This is a genomic window from Salinicola halophilus, from assembly GCF_003206155.1.
In the GTDB taxonomy this organism is placed as follows: Bacteria; Pseudomonadota; Gammaproteobacteria; order Pseudomonadales; family Halomonadaceae; genus Salinicola; species Salinicola halophilus.
On record NZ_PZJV01000001.1, the window covers coordinates 321,441 to 335,746 of the forward strand.

The following is a 14,306-nucleotide window of genomic DNA, read 5'->3' on the forward strand; positions in this document are numbered from 1 at the left end:
CGTTATCTTTCCAACCACTGTCGGGAGACAGAGGGACTATGGACACCACCCGCGTAAGCCCCAATTTCCTCCGATCTGAGTTCGCGTGTCAGTGCGGCTGCGGATTCGACACCGTCGACGTCAGCACCATCGAAGTCGTCCAGGCGGTGCGCGACCACTTCGGCGTTCCCGTTACGATCAACAGCGGCTGCCGCTGCCCCGAGCACAACCGTGCCGTGGGCGGCGCCGAGCATAGCCAGCACGTTCTCGCCCGCGCCGCCGACATCGCCGTGCGGGGCGTCTCGCCTGACACCGTCCACGACTGGATCGCTGAGCAGTACCCTTCGGCGAGCCTCGGTCGCTACCGGACGTTCACCCATGTCGACACTCGCACCGGCGGCCCAGCGCGCTGGGACAACAGGTAGCCGATCGGCTGCTAGGAGCGTACGTGACTATGTCCGAAGTGCCACGACAGGGGTCCCAGCTCGACCGCATTGAGAAGTCGGTCGACGACCTGCGTTCTATCAACACGCAGATCCTCGACCGGCTCACGCGGATGGAAGAACGCCAGAACGTCCACGCGACCGAGATGGGCAAGCAGGAGGGGCGGCTCGACGATCACGCGCAGCGTATTCGCGATCTTGAGCTTGCCACCGCCGTTGCCGGCACGACCGGCGAGAACAGGCATCAAACCCTCACGCAGCGCTGGTCGATGATCGGGGCCGTGGCGCTCGTCATTCTGGGCGCGGTGCTTTCCGCCGCGTCTGAGTTCTTCGGCGGGGTCATCGAGAGGCTCAGCCCATGATCGACTGGAAATCGGCAGCGGCGGAAGTCGCCAAGGTAGCGCCATCGGTTGCCAGCGCGATCGGTGGTCCCGCTGTCGGCGGCGTAACGACCGGAGCAGTGACCATGCTCGCCAACATGCTGGGGATCGACGAAGACCCGGCATCGTTTGTAGCGGCCACGAAAGACCCGGAGCAGCGGGCCGAGCTGGTGCGTATCAACAACGAGCACCGGCGCGAGTTGGAATCGATGCGGCTCCAGGCAGAGCAAGCCAGCGCAGCCGAGGAAACGAAGCGGCTGACCGAGATCAATACGACGATGAGGGCCGAGCTAGGCACCGAGGGCTGGTTCAAGTCTGGTTGGCGCCCGGCGACGGGCTGGGTGTTCATGCTGTCGCTGGGGGCGCTGGTTGCCGCGCTGATCTACTGCATTGTTCGCAACCCGGCACTACTGGCGAATCCCGAAACCGTGGGACTTCTGTGCTGGGTCATTGGCACGATGGGTGCCGCGCTCGGGATCAACGTACGTGAGCGGACGAAGGGGAAGCAGATAAAGGCCGGCCAAAAACCGACCTCTCTTTACAACGCGATTAGAGCGAGAACAAATGACTAACTTGTGACTTCCACGTCCACACTAAGAACGCACACGCTTCCATGAAAAGTCGCTTCTTTCCAGCCTTGGCGGTTCGCTTCATCCCGGAACCATTCTTTAACTGGGTCAGTGACTTTTTCACGCCGATCTTCGGGATGGTGCTGGTTGTAAATTCCCAGAACCTTCTGCTGATTCAGCGCAATAGTAGGTTCGTTGGGCGAGCGATCTTTGGGGTCAGGGAAAATATACGGTCGGGCCATAGGGCTTGCTCCTTAGCGAAACGTTTAAGGTAAGTTACATAAAGTAGCACAGCTGAAATTGTATTCGACAGTCAATGGCGCGAGCACGTTGCCAACTTTGAACAAGAGGCAGCACGCCGAGAGGCGTTCTGATAGCGAATGGCGAAGCCAAAGGGGCTACGGTATGACTGGGAGGCGATCGAAGCGGACTACCGTACCGGCCGCTTCTCGCTTCAGCAGCTCGCCGACAAGCACGGCCCCAGCAAGACGCAGGTCGCGCGAAAGGCGCGATCTGAAGGTTGGGAGAAGGACCTTACCGAAGCGGTACAGCAGCGAACGCGCGAGAAGCTGACGCGCAACGAGAGCGACCTTCCTGATACCCCCGACTGCGAGATCGTCGAGCGCGCGGCGACAGAGAACGCAACAGTTGTGCACGGCCACCGCGAAGCGCTGGCGCAGTGGCGCGGCATCAACGAGCGCTTCATACGGCGGCTGACTGAGCAACTCGACCGCGGGAAGCGTGAGGTGCAGCTCAAGACGGGCGACGTCGTCGAGATCGATCTTGACCTGGACTACGTCGGCAAGTGCATCGGACACGGCACCGGCGCGCTCGAACGCGTCGTGAAGATGGAGCGCGTCTCCTACGGGCTGGATGTCGATGCCGGCGAGGGTGAGGGCAAGACGCTCGATCAGCTCATGGGCGAGCTAAGCGCCCAGGAAGCCGATGAGTGACCGCACCCGCGAGGTGAAGCGCGGCGACCGTTTCTTGCGTCTCTACCGCGAGGGCCGTCTCACTGACCGCGCAGACCTGATCCATGCGCTGTCACTCAAGTGGTTCCGGCTCAACGCGCTGTACAAGATCAAGGACAAGAATGGCCGCGTGCGTCGGTTTCGGCCCAACCTTGCGCAGCGCGAGCGCTTCATCAACGCCCACTACTGGGATCTGATCCTCAAGGCTCGACAGCTCGGCTTCACCACATTCGAGATGATCGACGCGCTCGATGACTGCCTGTTCAGCGCCAACTACTCGGCGGGCTGCATCGCTCACAAGCTCGATGACGCCAAGGACATCTTCCACAACAAGATCCGCTTCGCGTACGACAACATAGACGAGCAATGGCTCGCCGCGTTCAAGCTGATCGGCCTCAAGCTGCCGCGCCCGGTGAACGATAAGGGCGAGTCGATGCGCTTCGACAACGGCTCAAGCATCAAGGTCTCGACGTCGTACCGCGGCGGCACGCTCCAGCGCCTTCACGTCTCGGAGTTCGGCAAGATCTGCCGGAAATACCCCGACAAGGCCAAGGAGATCGTCACCGGCGCGTTCGAGGCCGTGGGTGTCGGCAACAAGATCACGATCGAGAGCACGGCAGAAGGGCGCGAGGGCTACTTCTTTGACTACTCCCAAGCCGCGCAGCACCTCCAGCAGATGGGCAAGTCGCCCACCGAGCTCGACTTCCAGTTTCACTTCTTCCCGTGGTGGCAAGACCCGGCGTACCGGCTCAATCCCGAGGGAGTCGTCATCCCGCAGTGGATTCGCGAGTACTTCGAGCAGCTCGAGCTGAAGCACGGCATCAAGACCGACGCGGGGCAACAGGCGTGGTACGCGAAGAAGGCCGAGACCCTGCAGGACGACATGAAGCGCGAGTACCCGTCGCGCCCAGAAGAGGCGTTCGAGCAGTCAGCCGATGGCGCTTACTACCTGCAGCAAATGCTCTTCCTGCGCAAGAACGGCCGAATCACGACGAAGGTGCAGCACAACCCGGCGCTGCCGGTATTCACGGGCTGGGACTTGGGCATGAACGATCAGATGGCTATCTGGTTCGCCCAGGTTGTCGGCCGCGAGATCCATCTCATCGACTACCTCGAGGATTCCGGCGAGGGCATCGAGTACTACGCCGACCTGCTCAACAAGAAGCCATACCGCTACGGCGGGCACTTCGGCCCGCACGACCTGGCGGTGAAGGAGATCGGCACCGGCAAGTCGCGCGTCGACGTCGCCAAGGGGTACGGCATCAACTTCACCGTCATTCCGCGCATCACGACGATGGCCGAAGGGCGCCAGGCCGTCCGTGCGTTCCTGCCCCAGTGCTGGATCGCCGAGGAGTCATGCTCGACTGGGGTCGATTGCCTCGACAATTACCGACGCGAGTGGGACGAAAAGATGGGCGTCTATAAGGACAAACCCCGGCACGACTGGGCGTCTCACGGCGCCAAGGCGTTCGAGACGCTCGCAAGGTCCGACATTTTCGAGCGAGCCGGGCTCGGTGGTGCCTTTAACGCCCCGAGCAGTAACCAACAATCCGCGCGGCAGCGCTGGGGAGCACATACGTGAGCGAAGACATTCAGATCGTCGGCCGCATTCAGACCGACTCCATCGACCGCGACAAACAGGAAGCCGCGCGTGTCGCTCAGTACGTCGCCCCCGAGCTTGCGCCGATCGCCGTTGCCCATCCCGACGTCCGCCAAGACGTTGGCAACGTGCAGGTCGACTTCGGCTATTCGCATTGGGGCGCGACGAAGCATGAGCCCCTTTGCCGGCTGTCATGGCGGATGCCCGGCAACTTCGGCGCGGAGATCAACATCAAGCTTCACGAGTTCCGCGCCGCCCCCGCGGGCTACGTCAACGATCTCCTGAAGCACCTGGGGCCGATGTATCGCAACGCCCAGAAGCTGCGCGTGAAGAAACAGAACGCCACCGACGCGATCCACCGCGCGCTGGAGGCCCAGCATGGCTGAGCGGCAATCGCTGGGCTTTCTCCAGTTTCGCTCGAGCACTGACATGCTCGCCGATGAGCAGGAGGCCGCTCGCCAGCAACAGGAGGAGGCGCAGCGGCGCCGCGACCTGGTCGAGCAATCACTCGCCGGCCACATCAACAAGTGCTGGGAGAACGCCAAGACCTCAAAGGCTGAGGTGGAGCGCCGGATGCTTGACTGTCTGCGCCGCCGGAAAGGCGAGTATGACCAGGCCAAGCTCGCGGCGATTCGCAACGAGGGCGGCTCCGACATCTACATGATGCTGACCGCCACGAAGATTCGCGCCGCTGCCGCTTGGATTCGCGACATCCTGATGCCGGCGCACGAACGTCCGTGGGGGCTCGATCCCACCCCCGTCGCCGACATTCCCCAGCCTTACGTCCAGCAGCTCCAACAGCGCGTCCAGCAGCAGATCCAGCAGGTAGTCGCCAACGGCCAGCAGGTCGACCCGCAGCAAGCGGAAGCGATGCTGGATAGCGCGAAAGAGGATCTACGCGCCGAGGTGCAAAAGCGCGCCCGCAAGGCTGCCGATCGCCACGAGGATCTCATCGACGATCAGCTCACCGAGGGCGGCTGGCTGGAAGGCATCGAGGCGTTCATCGATGACTTCGTGACCTACCCGGGCGCCGTGTTCAAAGGTCCGATGATGCGTCGCGTGCCGACGTTGGCATGGGGTGAGGGCTGGACGCCGATCAAGACGACCGAGATCCGCCCCGAGTTCGAACGCGTGTCGCCGTTCGATCTCTACCCGTCGCCGGACAGCGTGAACTGCGACGACGGCGCGTATCTGATCGAGCGCATCCGCTATACACGCGCCCATCTCAATCAGTTGCGCGGTGTGCCGGGTTACAGCGAGGACGCGCTCGAGGCGGTGCTCAAGGATTACGGACAGGGCGGGCTGCGCGATTGGCTATGGACCGATGGCGAACGCCAGACGCTCGAGGGGCGTGGACACGAGTGGCTGAGCGGTAGCGAAACCATCGACGGCATCCAGTACTGGGGCAGCGCCCAAGGGCTCTCACTGCTCCAGTGGGGCATGGACCCGGAGGCGATCGACGATCCGCTCGCCGAGTACGAGATCGAGGCCATTCTGATCGGCCAGCACGTCGTGCGCTGCGTCATCAACCGCGACCCGCTCGGCACGCGACCCTATCACAAGGCCAGCTATCAGCCGGTGCCTGGCTCGTTCTGGGGGCAAGCCATCGCCGAGCTGATGGCCGATATTCAGGACACGTGCAACGCCACGGCGCGCAGCCTCATCAACAACCTCGCCATCTCATCCGGGCCGCAGGTCGACGTGAACACCGACCGCATCCAGCCCGGCGAAGACATCACATCGTTTCATCCGTGGAAGATCTGGAAGACGACGAACTCGTTCACGAACAACGACCCGGCGGTGCGCTTCTTCGCCCCGCCAAGCAACGCCGCCGAGCTGATGGGCGTCTACGAGAAATTCGAGACCAAGGCCGACGATGCGACGAACATCCCGCGCTACACGTACGGCAACGAGAAGGTGGGCGGCGCCGGCAACACGGCGAGCGGCCTGTCGATGCTGATGGAGTCGGCGAACAAGGGCATCAAAGACGCCGTGCGGCACATCGACCGCGGCGTGATTCGGCGCGTCATTGGCGGGCTCTGGCTGTTCAACATGCAGTACAGCGACGACCAGAGCATCAAAGGCGACTGCAAGGCCGTACCGCGCGGCTCAAGCGCCATGCTCCAGCGCGAACAGACGCAGGCCATGCGCCAGCAGTTCCTCGGTATGACGGCGAACGAGACCGACATGGGCATTATCGGCGTGCCCGGCCGGGCCAAGCTGCTTCGGGCGCTCTCGCAGCAGCTCGACATGCCGGACCTGGTACCGGACGACCGGGAGATCGAGGCTCGCATGGCTCAGCAGCAGAAGGCACAGCAGGCTGCCCAGCAGGCCGAGCAACAGAGCATGCAGGTCGAAGCGCAGGAGAAGCAGGCCGACGCGGCGAAAGCCAAGGCCGAGGCCGAGCAGACCCAGGCAGAAACCCAGCACGATCAGGCGATGGCGCCGCTCGAGCAGCGCAAGCTCCTCGCCGAGATCCTCAAGCTCGTGAGAGAGGCCAATGGAAATCAGCAAGCAGGAATGGAAAGCCCTGGCTCGGCTCAGCCAGAGCGACGAGGGCAAGGTGCTGATCAAGCTGCTCAACCAGTCCCGGGAACAGGCCCGGGACGCACTGGAGCAAGTCCAGCAGCCCCAACAAGCCGGTCAGCAGCAGGGGCGGGCATCAGCAGCCCGCGAATGGCTTGATATTCTTGAGCGGTCGCCCGAGCAGGCTCGGGACTGATCGCGGGCGCCGGCATGAGATCGCCGGCCCCACGCCAGAGTCGTTTCACCGAGGCGATTCCGGCGTGGGCAGCTCGACCGCGCAGGCCATCGTGGCCGAACACTGACCCCAAACGTGAACTCCGGCGATGCCGGCTCACTTGAAGGAACCGAGAATGCCTCTACCCCAACACGTCCAGGAACGAGCCGATGCCGCCAACCGGCACTTCGAACAGCTCGTGAACCCCGAGGAAGCCGGCGACCAGGCCAGCGCCGACGCCACGGCTCGCGAACAACTGACGAATGACGAGAACGGCCAGCAGTCCACGGACGATACGCCGAACGCAGACCAGCGACAGGCGGAACACCAGCCCCAGCAAGAGACCGAGCAGGGCGCCGAGTATTGGCGTCACCGCTTCAACGTCAGCGAGGGCCGGCTCCGTAGTGCGACCGAAGAGAATCGGACGCTGAAAGAGACGCTACGACAGCGCGACGAGCGTATCGCCGAACTCGAGCGGTCCGGCAGCCAGTCACAGGGCAATCTAACGCCCGGAGAAGTGACCAAGCTGGATGCGCTCAAGGACGAATACGGCTCCGACTTGATCGAAGCAGTGACCTCGCTCATCGAGCAGAAGCTGCCCAAGGCCGCCCCCAGCGACGAACGCGTAGAGCAGATTGAGCAGCGCCTCCAGCGAGAAGACCAAGAGCGCAATGACGATCGCGAAGCCGCGTTCTGGGAGCGGCTCAAGCAGCGGGTGCCGAAGGTAGCCGAGATCAACGCCGATCAAGCGTTTCTGCAGTGGCTCGGTGGTGTCGACCGGCTCTCTGGCATGACGCGCCAGCAGTTGCTGAACGATGCCCACCAACAGCTCGACGCGGACCGGGTAGCGGGCATCTTCGAAGCGTACTCCAACAGCGCGCAAGCCCCGTCCTCGAACGGTGCGGCGACTGCGAAGCGGGAAATTCCCGAAGACCAGGTACAGCCTCGCCAGACCCGCAGCACGCAGACACCGTCCGCTGAAAAAATCTGGACCCGTGACGAGATCACGAAGTTCTATCGCGATCGGCAGCAGGGCCAATATTCGAAGGAAGAGGGCGAGCGCGTCGAAGCCGACATCTTCGCCGCACAGCAGCAAGGCCGCGTTCGGTAAGCACCCAGCGCGGTAGTCACGCCGTGACGGCGTCACTCAAGGAAATCGACAATGGCAGGTCCGACTCGCGCCGCGGCGCACCCTGACTACAGCTCCGGCTCCAGCGCCGGGTTCATCCCCGAAATCTGGTCGGGCAAGATGATCGAAAAGCTGTACGAACGTACGTGTTATGGCGAGATCGCCAACACCGACTATGAGGGCGAGATTCGCCAGAAAGGCGATACCGTCCAGATCCGCACCACGCCCGGCATCACCATCCGCGACTACCAGGTCGGCGGTGGCCTCACCTACGAGAAGCCGACCAGTGACAAGGTCGAGCTGCAGATCGATCAGGCCAAGTATTTCGCGTTCGAGGTCAACGACATCGACGCCTACCAGTCCGATCTCAAGCTGATGGAAGGCTGGTCGGACGACGCTGGCCAGCAGATGAAGATCGAGATCGATACGGCTCTGCTCGGCAAGCACTACGCCGATGTTGCGCCGGAGAATGCTGGCAACGGCGCAGGCGTCAAGTCGGGCGCCTATGAGCTTGGCGAGCCCGGTGCGCCGGTCATGATCGACCGCGGCAACATCCTGGACGCGCTTGTCGATTGCGGCTCCGTGCTGGACGAGCAGAACGTCCCGGAGGAGAACCGCTATCTGATCCTGCCGGCCTGGATGAACGGCATGCTCAAGAAGTCCGACCTGCGCGATGCGTCGGTCATGGGCGATTCCACCTCGGCGTTTCGTAACGGCAAGGTCGGCATGCTCGACCGCTTCACCGTCTACATCTCCAACAACCTGTCGATCGTCAATGACGAAGGCGTGGGCAAGAAGGCGACCAACGTCTTCTTCGGCCACAAGAAGGGACTGACGTTCGCCTCCCAGATGACGAAGATGGAGGACCTCCCGAATCCGACCGACTTCGGCAAGCTCGTTCGCGGGCTGAACGTCTTCGGCTCCAAGGTCATCGATCCGGACGCCGTCGGCCACCTCTACGCCGCCCGTGGCTAAGTGAGCGAGGGGCGCTTCGGCGCCTCTCTCTTGCACCCATTCAGGAGCAGAGATCATGACCCAACTGAATCGTGAGCAACTGATCGAGATGCTCGAGGCCGCGGCGTCGAAAGACGAACTCGAAGCGCTCGGGCAAAAGCACCTCGAAACGGATGTCGACAAACGCCGCGGGCTCGAGAGTATCCGCGCAGATCTCATCGAAGCCGCTGAAGAGCTGCCGGAAAGCGAGGGCGACGACGAGCGGGATAGCGATGCCGGCGATACCGAAACACATCCTGACGGCCAGGTCGACGGCGCGAACATCGATGCCAGCGTCGTGGACACGCTCAAAGCCGCGACGCCTGAACCCCAGAGCCAGACAGCCAACGACGCGGGCGATGCCGTGGAAAGAATGCTTGCCACTGGCGGTCCGGTCCCCGAGCACGTGCCCGCCACAGCGGAGCTTTCGCGCAAGCCGAAGATCGACCCGGCCACCAACGGCGCGGAGAAGCCCGGCAATCGCACGCTGGTGAACATGCAGAACGGGCGCCGCCTCGTCTGGACCGCGGCGCTGGCCCAACTGCCGCACATGCGCGAGGAGTAACGGATGGCCGTCACGACTGTCGGCGTTGTCATCAACAACGCCAAGCTGGTGCTGCAAGAGGTCACTGCCGCCGGTACGCGCTGGACGAACGAAGAGCTGATCGGCTGGCTCAATGAAGGCTACCAGGCCATCACGCAGATCAAGCCCGACGCTGCCAGCGTGAACGCGCCTCATAAGCTCGTCGCCGGTACGCGGCAGGAGATCCCGTCCGATGGCCTGCGCCTGATCGATGTCGTGCGCAATACCGCTGCTGACAGCGCCATGATGGGCATTCTGGTGACGACGCGGCGCGCGCTCGATACGACGCGACGTAGCTGGCACTCGGACGAGAAGAGCATCGATGTCGAACAGTATGTATTCGACGACCAGGACCCGACGCGCTTCTACGTCTATCCGCCGGCGGCAGAGGGCGCCGAGGTCGAGATCATCTACTCGTCGGTGCCGGCGCCGCATGACGTGAGCAAGGGGCTCAACGGGCTCAGGGACGATCCGATCAAGCTGAACGACAGCTACGGCCCGTGCCTGACCGACTACATCCTGTATCGCGCCTACAGCAAGGATGCGGAGCACGCGGCGAACCTGAGCCGCGCGCAGATGCACCTGCAGTCCGTTGCGACCGCGCTGGGCCAGAAGATCGAGGTGGATCGTTCGATCTCGCCGAACGCGGCCGACGGCTCGTCTAACCCGCAGCGGACGCGGCAATGACGATCGCCGATCTCGTCGACGACATCGTGCTCGACGTGCCGGAAGCGCCGCTCATGACCATTCGTGAAGCGGCGCGCTGGGCGCAGCGCGAGTTCTGCGACGGCACCAACGCCTGGCGCGATGACGCCAAGGTGGTGGTGACCGGCAGAACGGGCGAGCTGGCTGCCAAGGCTGGTGCCGAGCCGGTGCGAGTTCTGGCCGTGCGGGACGGGGGCGCAACGCTGCGCGCCGGACGCGACTACCGGCAGGGCGATGCGCTGTCGGTGACATTCGGTCGCGATCCCGACGCGCCTATCGCCACTGTCGCGCTTCGCCCCGCTCGAGGCCACGACATGCCGCCGCAGCTTCTCGCGCATTGGCGCGAGGCGCTGATCGCCGGCGCGAAGTACCGGCTGCTACGCATGCCGCAGCCGTGGCGCGAGATGGAGCTCGCCGAGCAGCAGCGGCGACGCTTCGCCGCGCTGATCGCCGACGCGCTGAAAACCACCTCACTCGGCGCTGAGCGTGGCACCGCCCGCGTTCGGCCGCCGCGCTTCATCTAAGGATCGATCATGGCTGATTCAGACGCCACGCTGGCGCTCCAAGAGCGCGTCGACGAGCTGCTCACCGAAGTGCTGATGCTGCGCGACGCGTCGCTGGCGTTCACCAACATCCACCCGAATACCAGTGAAGGGCTGTCGAACACTGCCGACGGGAAGTACTTTACTGTTCCTGGGAGCGATGATGCCTTTTTGCGCTTGTATAGACGCGAAGGGGGCAAGGCGACGCATCTTGCTGACTATCCTACCAGCGCGGCGCTGCGGGCCGTAGTGGATGGGCTGGGGACTGCAGCTTCCCGAAACGTGGGCACCAGTGAAGGAGAACTGCTTGAGCGCGGCGCGTTCGGCGTCGGAGCCAACCGCGGGCTGTTTGTCAACTCTCTCGCCGATATTGATGGTAGCGGAATCTATGCGCTTTCTGGCCAGCTTTCCGACGCTACGGTTCCGTACGCTGGTCGCTACAGCAGCATGCTCACAGGAAAGCGATACGGCAGCAAAAACTCCATCACTTTCGGCTCTGGGATAATGCTCCTTTTATGCGATGGGTATCCGGCGAGAGAAGTGCTCACAGGAGCTAACATCGTAGGAAGTATCGGAGAAGGATCGGCGGCGGTTATCGAACGAGGCCGAAATAGTAATGGCAATTACACGAAGTTCTCCGACGGAACCATGCACTGTTGGACTACTGACCATGTTCTGGCTCGGCAAAACTTCGTACGGTATGGCGCAGACTGGACATTCCCGGCGGCTTTCAGCGAAGCACCTGCTACTCGTATGTCTTTAACCATGATCGGCGCCGCGTTTGATGATGCTGCGACAAGAGAAAATATTTCAACAACTGCGACATCGTTGACGTCCAACAACAAGACCTATTGCGAGCTCTACACCTTGAAAGACTATCGAATTCCAGAAGGCTCATCGATTCGCCAAGTCATTGCTCAAGCCACTGGCTATTGGAAGTAGAGAGCGTTATGAAAATCAGAATAATCCCCCAAAGGAGCGATTTAGGTGTTAAGTATTCTGCAACGGAGGACGTACTTACCGTAGAAGTCGGTGATCGTGTTGATACGTTCGATTTCACTGATGCCCCCGACGGTACGTTCGACGAGTTCACCAGCGAGACGCTGCCGGTCTGCCCGATCCTGCGCGCCCGCAAAGACGGCGATGCGCTGACCGTGTGGGCGCTCGGCTGGTACGGCCCGGCACCTGAGCGAGACCACCAGCAGACGCCGGTGAGGGACGACGAGGGCGAGATCGTCGACTTCATCCCCGAGCCGCTCGAGCAATTCCAGGCCCGGCTGGATGAGTGGCAGGCACTGACACAGGAACGCGAGGTGACGCTCTGATGGGTACGTTCACGCATACCCCCGACCCAACGCGTGCGGAGCTGCTCAACGACGCGCGAGCGGCTGCGCTGCAGCAGCTGAACGCCGGCTATGAGGCGGACGCCGCGCCGCTGGTGCGGGACTACCCGCAAACCGAGCGGCTGAGCTGGGATCGCCAGCTTTACGAGGCGCAGGCGTACCAGCAGTGGCGAGATGCAGGCGAGGGCGATCCACCGGCGACGCCCACGCTCGAGAGCATTCTGCGTGGGCGCAACGGCCGCGACGGTAGCGAGACGCTCGAAGATGTCGTTGGCGCCGTGCTGCGCCGCGCCGACCGGTTCCTCGAATGGCAGGAGATGACGGGCATCCGTCACCGCGGCGAGCGACTGATTCAGGAGGCAAAGACAGTGGACGCCGTGCAGGCAGTCACTTGGGCATCTTTGCAACAGGAGGCCGCGACATGAGCCAGTTCCCGAAAGTCGACACGGCCTTCGAGGCAGCCACCAAGGCCCGCAAGGACGCGGAAGCTACGCTCAAAGCCGCGCTGCCGGTCGGCTCAACCGTGGCGATCAAGTCCGGTCCGGAGTTCATCGGGCGCTTCGAGGTGCTCGAGTACCCGCCGTATGGGTATAGCCAGCTCGCGGTGAAGAACCTCGACAGCGGGCAGGAGCGCCAGATCGACTACGCCCGCGTGCAGAAGGTCGACTAGGTGCGCATCGCGATCACGGCATTCAAGCCGGAGCTGCCGAGAATCGACCCGCGCCTGCTGCCGGACGGGCAGGCGCAGGCCGCACGTAACGTCGATCTCGAGCGCGGTACCGTGCAGAGCCTCCACGGCCCGGCGAGCACGGGCATCTCATTGGACGTTGCGAAGCCGACGACGCTCTATCGCTATCCGCACGGCAACGAGGGGCGAGGCTATTGGTTCGCTTGGGGCATGGGGGCGCAAGTCCACGTCGTGCGTTCGCCGCTGGCAAACGATGAGTGGAATCGCATCTACTGGACCGGCGACGATTTTCCCAAGATGGCCGGCATCGGCCAGGCGACCGCGGGCTCGCCGCCGTACCCCGGCAGCTACTACCGGCTAGGTATCCCTGAGCCCGGCGGCGAAGTCGCGCTGTCGGCGCCCGGCAATCGCGATCCCGGCGAAACGGCCCCCGATCTCGCGCTCGATACCGCCTACGCGGTGACGTTGGTGAGCCGCTACGGCGAAGAAGGGCCGCCGCTCTATTCAGGTGGGACCATCGTGCGCTGGGATGCAGAAGACGGCGCGCCGGATGGCGGCGAGGTCGTGGTTCGACTGCCTACGGCCCCGAGCGGCGCTTACGACATCCAGAGCTTGCGCGTGTATCGGGTCGAATCCGGTGGCGTCTACCAGTACGTGGCCGACCTCGAGCCGACGGCGACCGAATTCCTCGACGACGTATCGAGCGAGCGCCTTGGTGTCGAGATCCCGTCAACGGAGTGGCAGGCACCGGATGCGAGAATGATCGGACTCACTGCGCTGCCGAATGGCATTCTGGCCGGCTACTTCGACAACACGCTTTGCTTCAGCGAAGCGTACCGGCCGCATGCCTGGCCGGTGGGCTATCAGCTCGCCATGCCGAACGACATCGTGGCGATCGCGTCGACATCCGCCGGGCTGGTCGTGCTGACCGACGGCCAGCCCCAGCTCGTTACCGGCTCGTCGCCGGCAGCGATGGCGCAGCAGGAGCTCGATGTCAGCCAGACATGCGTCGCGCCGCGCTCGGTGGTCGACATGGGCGGGTACGCCCTGTACGCGTCACCTGACGGGCTCGTCGCCACCAGTGGACGCGATGCCCAAGTTGTCACCGAGAACGTGCTGACGAAGCGCCAGTGGGCGGCGATGCGTCCCGAGATGATCCACGCCTATCGATACGATGGCCGCTACGTTGGATTCCATGCCGGCAAGTGCTTCGTCTTCACGCCCGGCGAGGGTGTTGAATTCGTCGACGTCGAAGCCGACGCGGGCTATTACGACATCGCCGACGATACGCTCTATCTCGTCCAGGACAGCAGCATCACGGCATGGCGTCAGGGTGATCCGCTCGAGTATCGCTGGCGCTCGAAGATCGTCGAGGTGCCGCCCGGCGGTGCGGGTTTCACCTGCGGCAAGTTGATCGCTCGCGACTACCCGGTCCGGCTGCGCGTGTTCGCCGACAGCGTGCCAATGCTCGACGCCGACATAACCGGGCCCGGCATGTTCCGGCTGCCGTCCGGCTACGTGCTGAGTCGCGACTGGGAGATCGAGATCGTTGGCACGAACGAGGTTCACAGCGTGCAGATCGCGACGAGCCCTTCCGAGCTGACCTGACCTGACCTGATCTCGCCACCATAGATTGGCTCA

Annotated in this window: 18 protein-coding genes; 17 read left to right on the forward strand and 1 reads right to left on the reverse strand. The window is 63.3% G+C overall.

From position 1 onward, the window contains the following. Positions 1-38: 38 nt before the first annotated feature. The 3 genes from DOM33_RS01465 to DOM33_RS01475 are packed head-to-tail and all read left to right on the forward strand — an operon-like array spanning position 39 to position 1,374. On the forward strand, positions 39-404 hold the full coding sequence (locus DOM33_RS01465; RefSeq protein WP_110665178.1) for a D-Ala-D-Ala carboxypeptidase family metallohydrolase: 366 nt from the start codon (positions 39-41) through the stop codon (positions 402-404). Between the two features lie 29 nt (positions 405-433). Beyond that, the gene (locus DOM33_RS01470) at positions 434-784 is read left to right on the forward strand and encodes a hypothetical protein (protein ID WP_110665180.1); all 351 of its coding nucleotides are present in this window, start codon (positions 434-436) and stop codon (positions 782-784) included. Next, complete coding sequence (locus DOM33_RS01475) at positions 781-1,374, forward strand: 3TM-type holin (RefSeq protein ID WP_110665182.1); 594 nt, start codon at positions 781-783, stop codon at positions 1,372-1,374. Before DOM33_RS01470 ends, DOM33_RS01475 begins: the two co-directional genes overlap by 4 nt. Here DOM33_RS01475 and DOM33_RS16075 read toward each other — a convergent pair. Continuing rightward, positions 1,371-1,613 (reverse strand): hypothetical protein, encoded by a 243-nt coding sequence (locus tag DOM33_RS16075; RefSeq protein ID WP_162617855.1) that lies wholly within the window; start codon positions 1,611-1,613, stop codon positions 1,371-1,373. The genes DOM33_RS01475 and DOM33_RS16075 overlap by 4 nt on opposite strands. Positions 1,614-1,751: 138 nt before the next feature. Here DOM33_RS16075 and DOM33_RS01480 point away from each other — a divergent pair, with 138 nt between their 5' ends. The 14 genes from DOM33_RS01480 to DOM33_RS01545 all read left to right on the forward strand — a co-directional run bounded on the left by DOM33_RS01480 (position 1,752) and on the right by DOM33_RS01545 (position 14,273). After that, a complete protein-coding gene (locus DOM33_RS01480) occupies positions 1,752-2,324 on the forward strand; it encodes a hypothetical protein (RefSeq protein ID WP_110665184.1) in 573 nt (190 codons plus the stop codon). After that, entirely contained in the window at positions 2,317-3,924 is a 1,608-nt protein-coding gene (locus tag DOM33_RS01485; protein WP_110665186.1) for a terminase, read from the forward strand. Before DOM33_RS01480 ends, DOM33_RS01485 begins: the two co-directional genes overlap by 8 nt. Further along, positions 3,921-4,328, forward strand: a complete 408-nt coding sequence (locus DOM33_RS01490) for a hypothetical protein (RefSeq protein ID WP_110665187.1) — start codon at positions 3,921-3,923, stop codon at positions 4,326-4,328. Before DOM33_RS01485 ends, DOM33_RS01490 begins: the two co-directional genes overlap by 4 nt. Before the next feature lie 43 nt (positions 4,329-4,371). Further along, positions 4,372-6,627 carry a portal protein gene (locus tag DOM33_RS01495; RefSeq protein WP_162617856.1) on the forward strand — a complete coding sequence of 752 codons (2,256 nt, stop codon included), beginning with the start codon at positions 4,372-4,374 and terminating at the stop codon, positions 6,625-6,627. A 191-nt stretch (positions 6,628-6,818) separates the two neighbouring features. Beyond that, positions 6,819-7,793: a hypothetical protein gene (locus tag DOM33_RS01500; RefSeq protein ID WP_110665191.1), complete on the forward strand. Its 975-nt coding sequence runs from the start codon at positions 6,819-6,821 to the stop codon at positions 7,791-7,793. 51 nt (positions 7,794-7,844) lie between these two features. Then, positions 7,845-8,786 (forward strand): phage major capsid protein, encoded by a 942-nt coding sequence (locus tag DOM33_RS01505; RefSeq protein WP_110665193.1) that lies wholly within the window; start codon positions 7,845-7,847, stop codon positions 8,784-8,786. 55 nt (positions 8,787-8,841) lie between these two features. After that, a complete protein-coding gene (locus tag DOM33_RS01510) occupies positions 8,842-9,369 on the forward strand; it encodes a hypothetical protein (protein ID WP_110665195.1) in 528 nt (175 codons plus the stop codon). Positions 9,370-9,372: 3 nt separating this feature from the next. Beyond that, complete coding sequence (locus DOM33_RS01515) at positions 9,373-10,074, forward strand: phage adaptor protein (RefSeq protein ID WP_110665197.1); 702 nt, start codon at positions 9,373-9,375, stop codon at positions 10,072-10,074. Continuing rightward, entirely contained in the window at positions 10,071-10,616 is a 546-nt protein-coding gene (locus tag DOM33_RS01520) for a hypothetical protein (protein WP_110665199.1), read from the forward strand. The genes DOM33_RS01515 and DOM33_RS01520 overlap by 4 nt, the downstream gene beginning before the upstream one ends. Positions 10,617-10,625: 9 nt before the next feature. Then, entirely contained in the window at positions 10,626-11,576 is a 951-nt protein-coding gene (locus DOM33_RS01525) for a hypothetical protein (protein WP_110665200.1), read from the forward strand. An 8-nt stretch (positions 11,577-11,584) separates the two neighbouring features. Next, entirely contained in the window at positions 11,585-11,959 is a 375-nt protein-coding gene (locus tag DOM33_RS01530; RefSeq protein ID WP_110665202.1) for a hypothetical protein, read from the forward strand. Next, complete coding sequence (locus tag DOM33_RS01535) at positions 11,959-12,402, forward strand: hypothetical protein (protein ID WP_110665204.1); 444 nt, start codon at positions 11,959-11,961, stop codon at positions 12,400-12,402. Before DOM33_RS01530 ends, DOM33_RS01535 begins: the two co-directional genes overlap by 1 nt. Further along, positions 12,399-12,647: a hypothetical protein gene (locus DOM33_RS01540; protein ID WP_110665206.1), complete on the forward strand. Its 249-nt coding sequence runs from the start codon at positions 12,399-12,401 to the stop codon at positions 12,645-12,647. Before DOM33_RS01535 ends, DOM33_RS01540 begins: the two co-directional genes overlap by 4 nt. Then, positions 12,648-14,273: a hypothetical protein gene (locus DOM33_RS01545; protein WP_204352585.1), complete on the forward strand. Its 1,626-nt coding sequence runs from the start codon at positions 12,648-12,650 to the stop codon at positions 14,271-14,273. Positions 14,274-14,306: the final 33 nt, after the last annotated feature.

Coding starts and splice junctions, on each gene's coding strand:
- DOM33_RS01465 (WP_110665178.1), top strand. CDS start 39: ATGGACACCACCCGCGTAAGCCCCAATTTCCTCCGATCTGAGTTCGCG.
- DOM33_RS01470 (WP_110665180.1), top strand. CDS start 434: ATGTCCGAAGTGCCACGACAGGGGTCCCAGCTCGACCGCATTGAGAAG.
- DOM33_RS01475 (WP_110665182.1), top strand. CDS start 781: ATGATCGACTGGAAATCGGCAGCGGCGGAAGTCGCCAAGGTAGCGCCA.
- DOM33_RS16075 (WP_162617855.1), bottom strand. CDS start 1,613: ATGGCCCGACCGTATATTTTCCCTGACCCCAAAGATCGCTCGCCCAAC.
- DOM33_RS01480 (WP_110665184.1), top strand. CDS start 1,752: ATGGCGAAGCCAAAGGGGCTACGGTATGACTGGGAGGCGATCGAAGCG.
- DOM33_RS01485 (WP_110665186.1), top strand. CDS start 2,317: ATGAGTGACCGCACCCGCGAGGTGAAGCGCGGCGACCGTTTCTTGCGT.
- DOM33_RS01495 (WP_162617856.1), top strand. CDS start 4,372: ATGCTCGCCGATGAGCAGGAGGCCGCTCGCCAGCAACAGGAGGAGGCG.
- DOM33_RS01500 (WP_110665191.1), top strand. CDS start 6,819: ATGCCTCTACCCCAACACGTCCAGGAACGAGCCGATGCCGCCAACCGG.
- DOM33_RS01505 (WP_110665193.1), top strand. CDS start 7,845: ATGGCAGGTCCGACTCGCGCCGCGGCGCACCCTGACTACAGCTCCGGC.
- DOM33_RS01510 (WP_110665195.1), top strand. CDS start 8,842: ATGACCCAACTGAATCGTGAGCAACTGATCGAGATGCTCGAGGCCGCG.
- DOM33_RS01515 (WP_110665197.1), top strand. CDS start 9,373: ATGGCCGTCACGACTGTCGGCGTTGTCATCAACAACGCCAAGCTGGTG.
- DOM33_RS01520 (WP_110665199.1), top strand. CDS start 10,071: ATGACGATCGCCGATCTCGTCGACGACATCGTGCTCGACGTGCCGGAA.
- DOM33_RS01525 (WP_110665200.1), top strand. CDS start 10,626: ATGGCTGATTCAGACGCCACGCTGGCGCTCCAAGAGCGCGTCGACGAG.
- DOM33_RS01530 (WP_110665202.1), top strand. CDS start 11,585: ATGAAAATCAGAATAATCCCCCAAAGGAGCGATTTAGGTGTTAAGTAT.
- DOM33_RS01535 (WP_110665204.1), top strand. CDS start 11,959: ATGGGTACGTTCACGCATACCCCCGACCCAACGCGTGCGGAGCTGCTC.
- DOM33_RS01540 (WP_110665206.1), top strand. CDS start 12,399: ATGAGCCAGTTCCCGAAAGTCGACACGGCCTTCGAGGCAGCCACCAAG.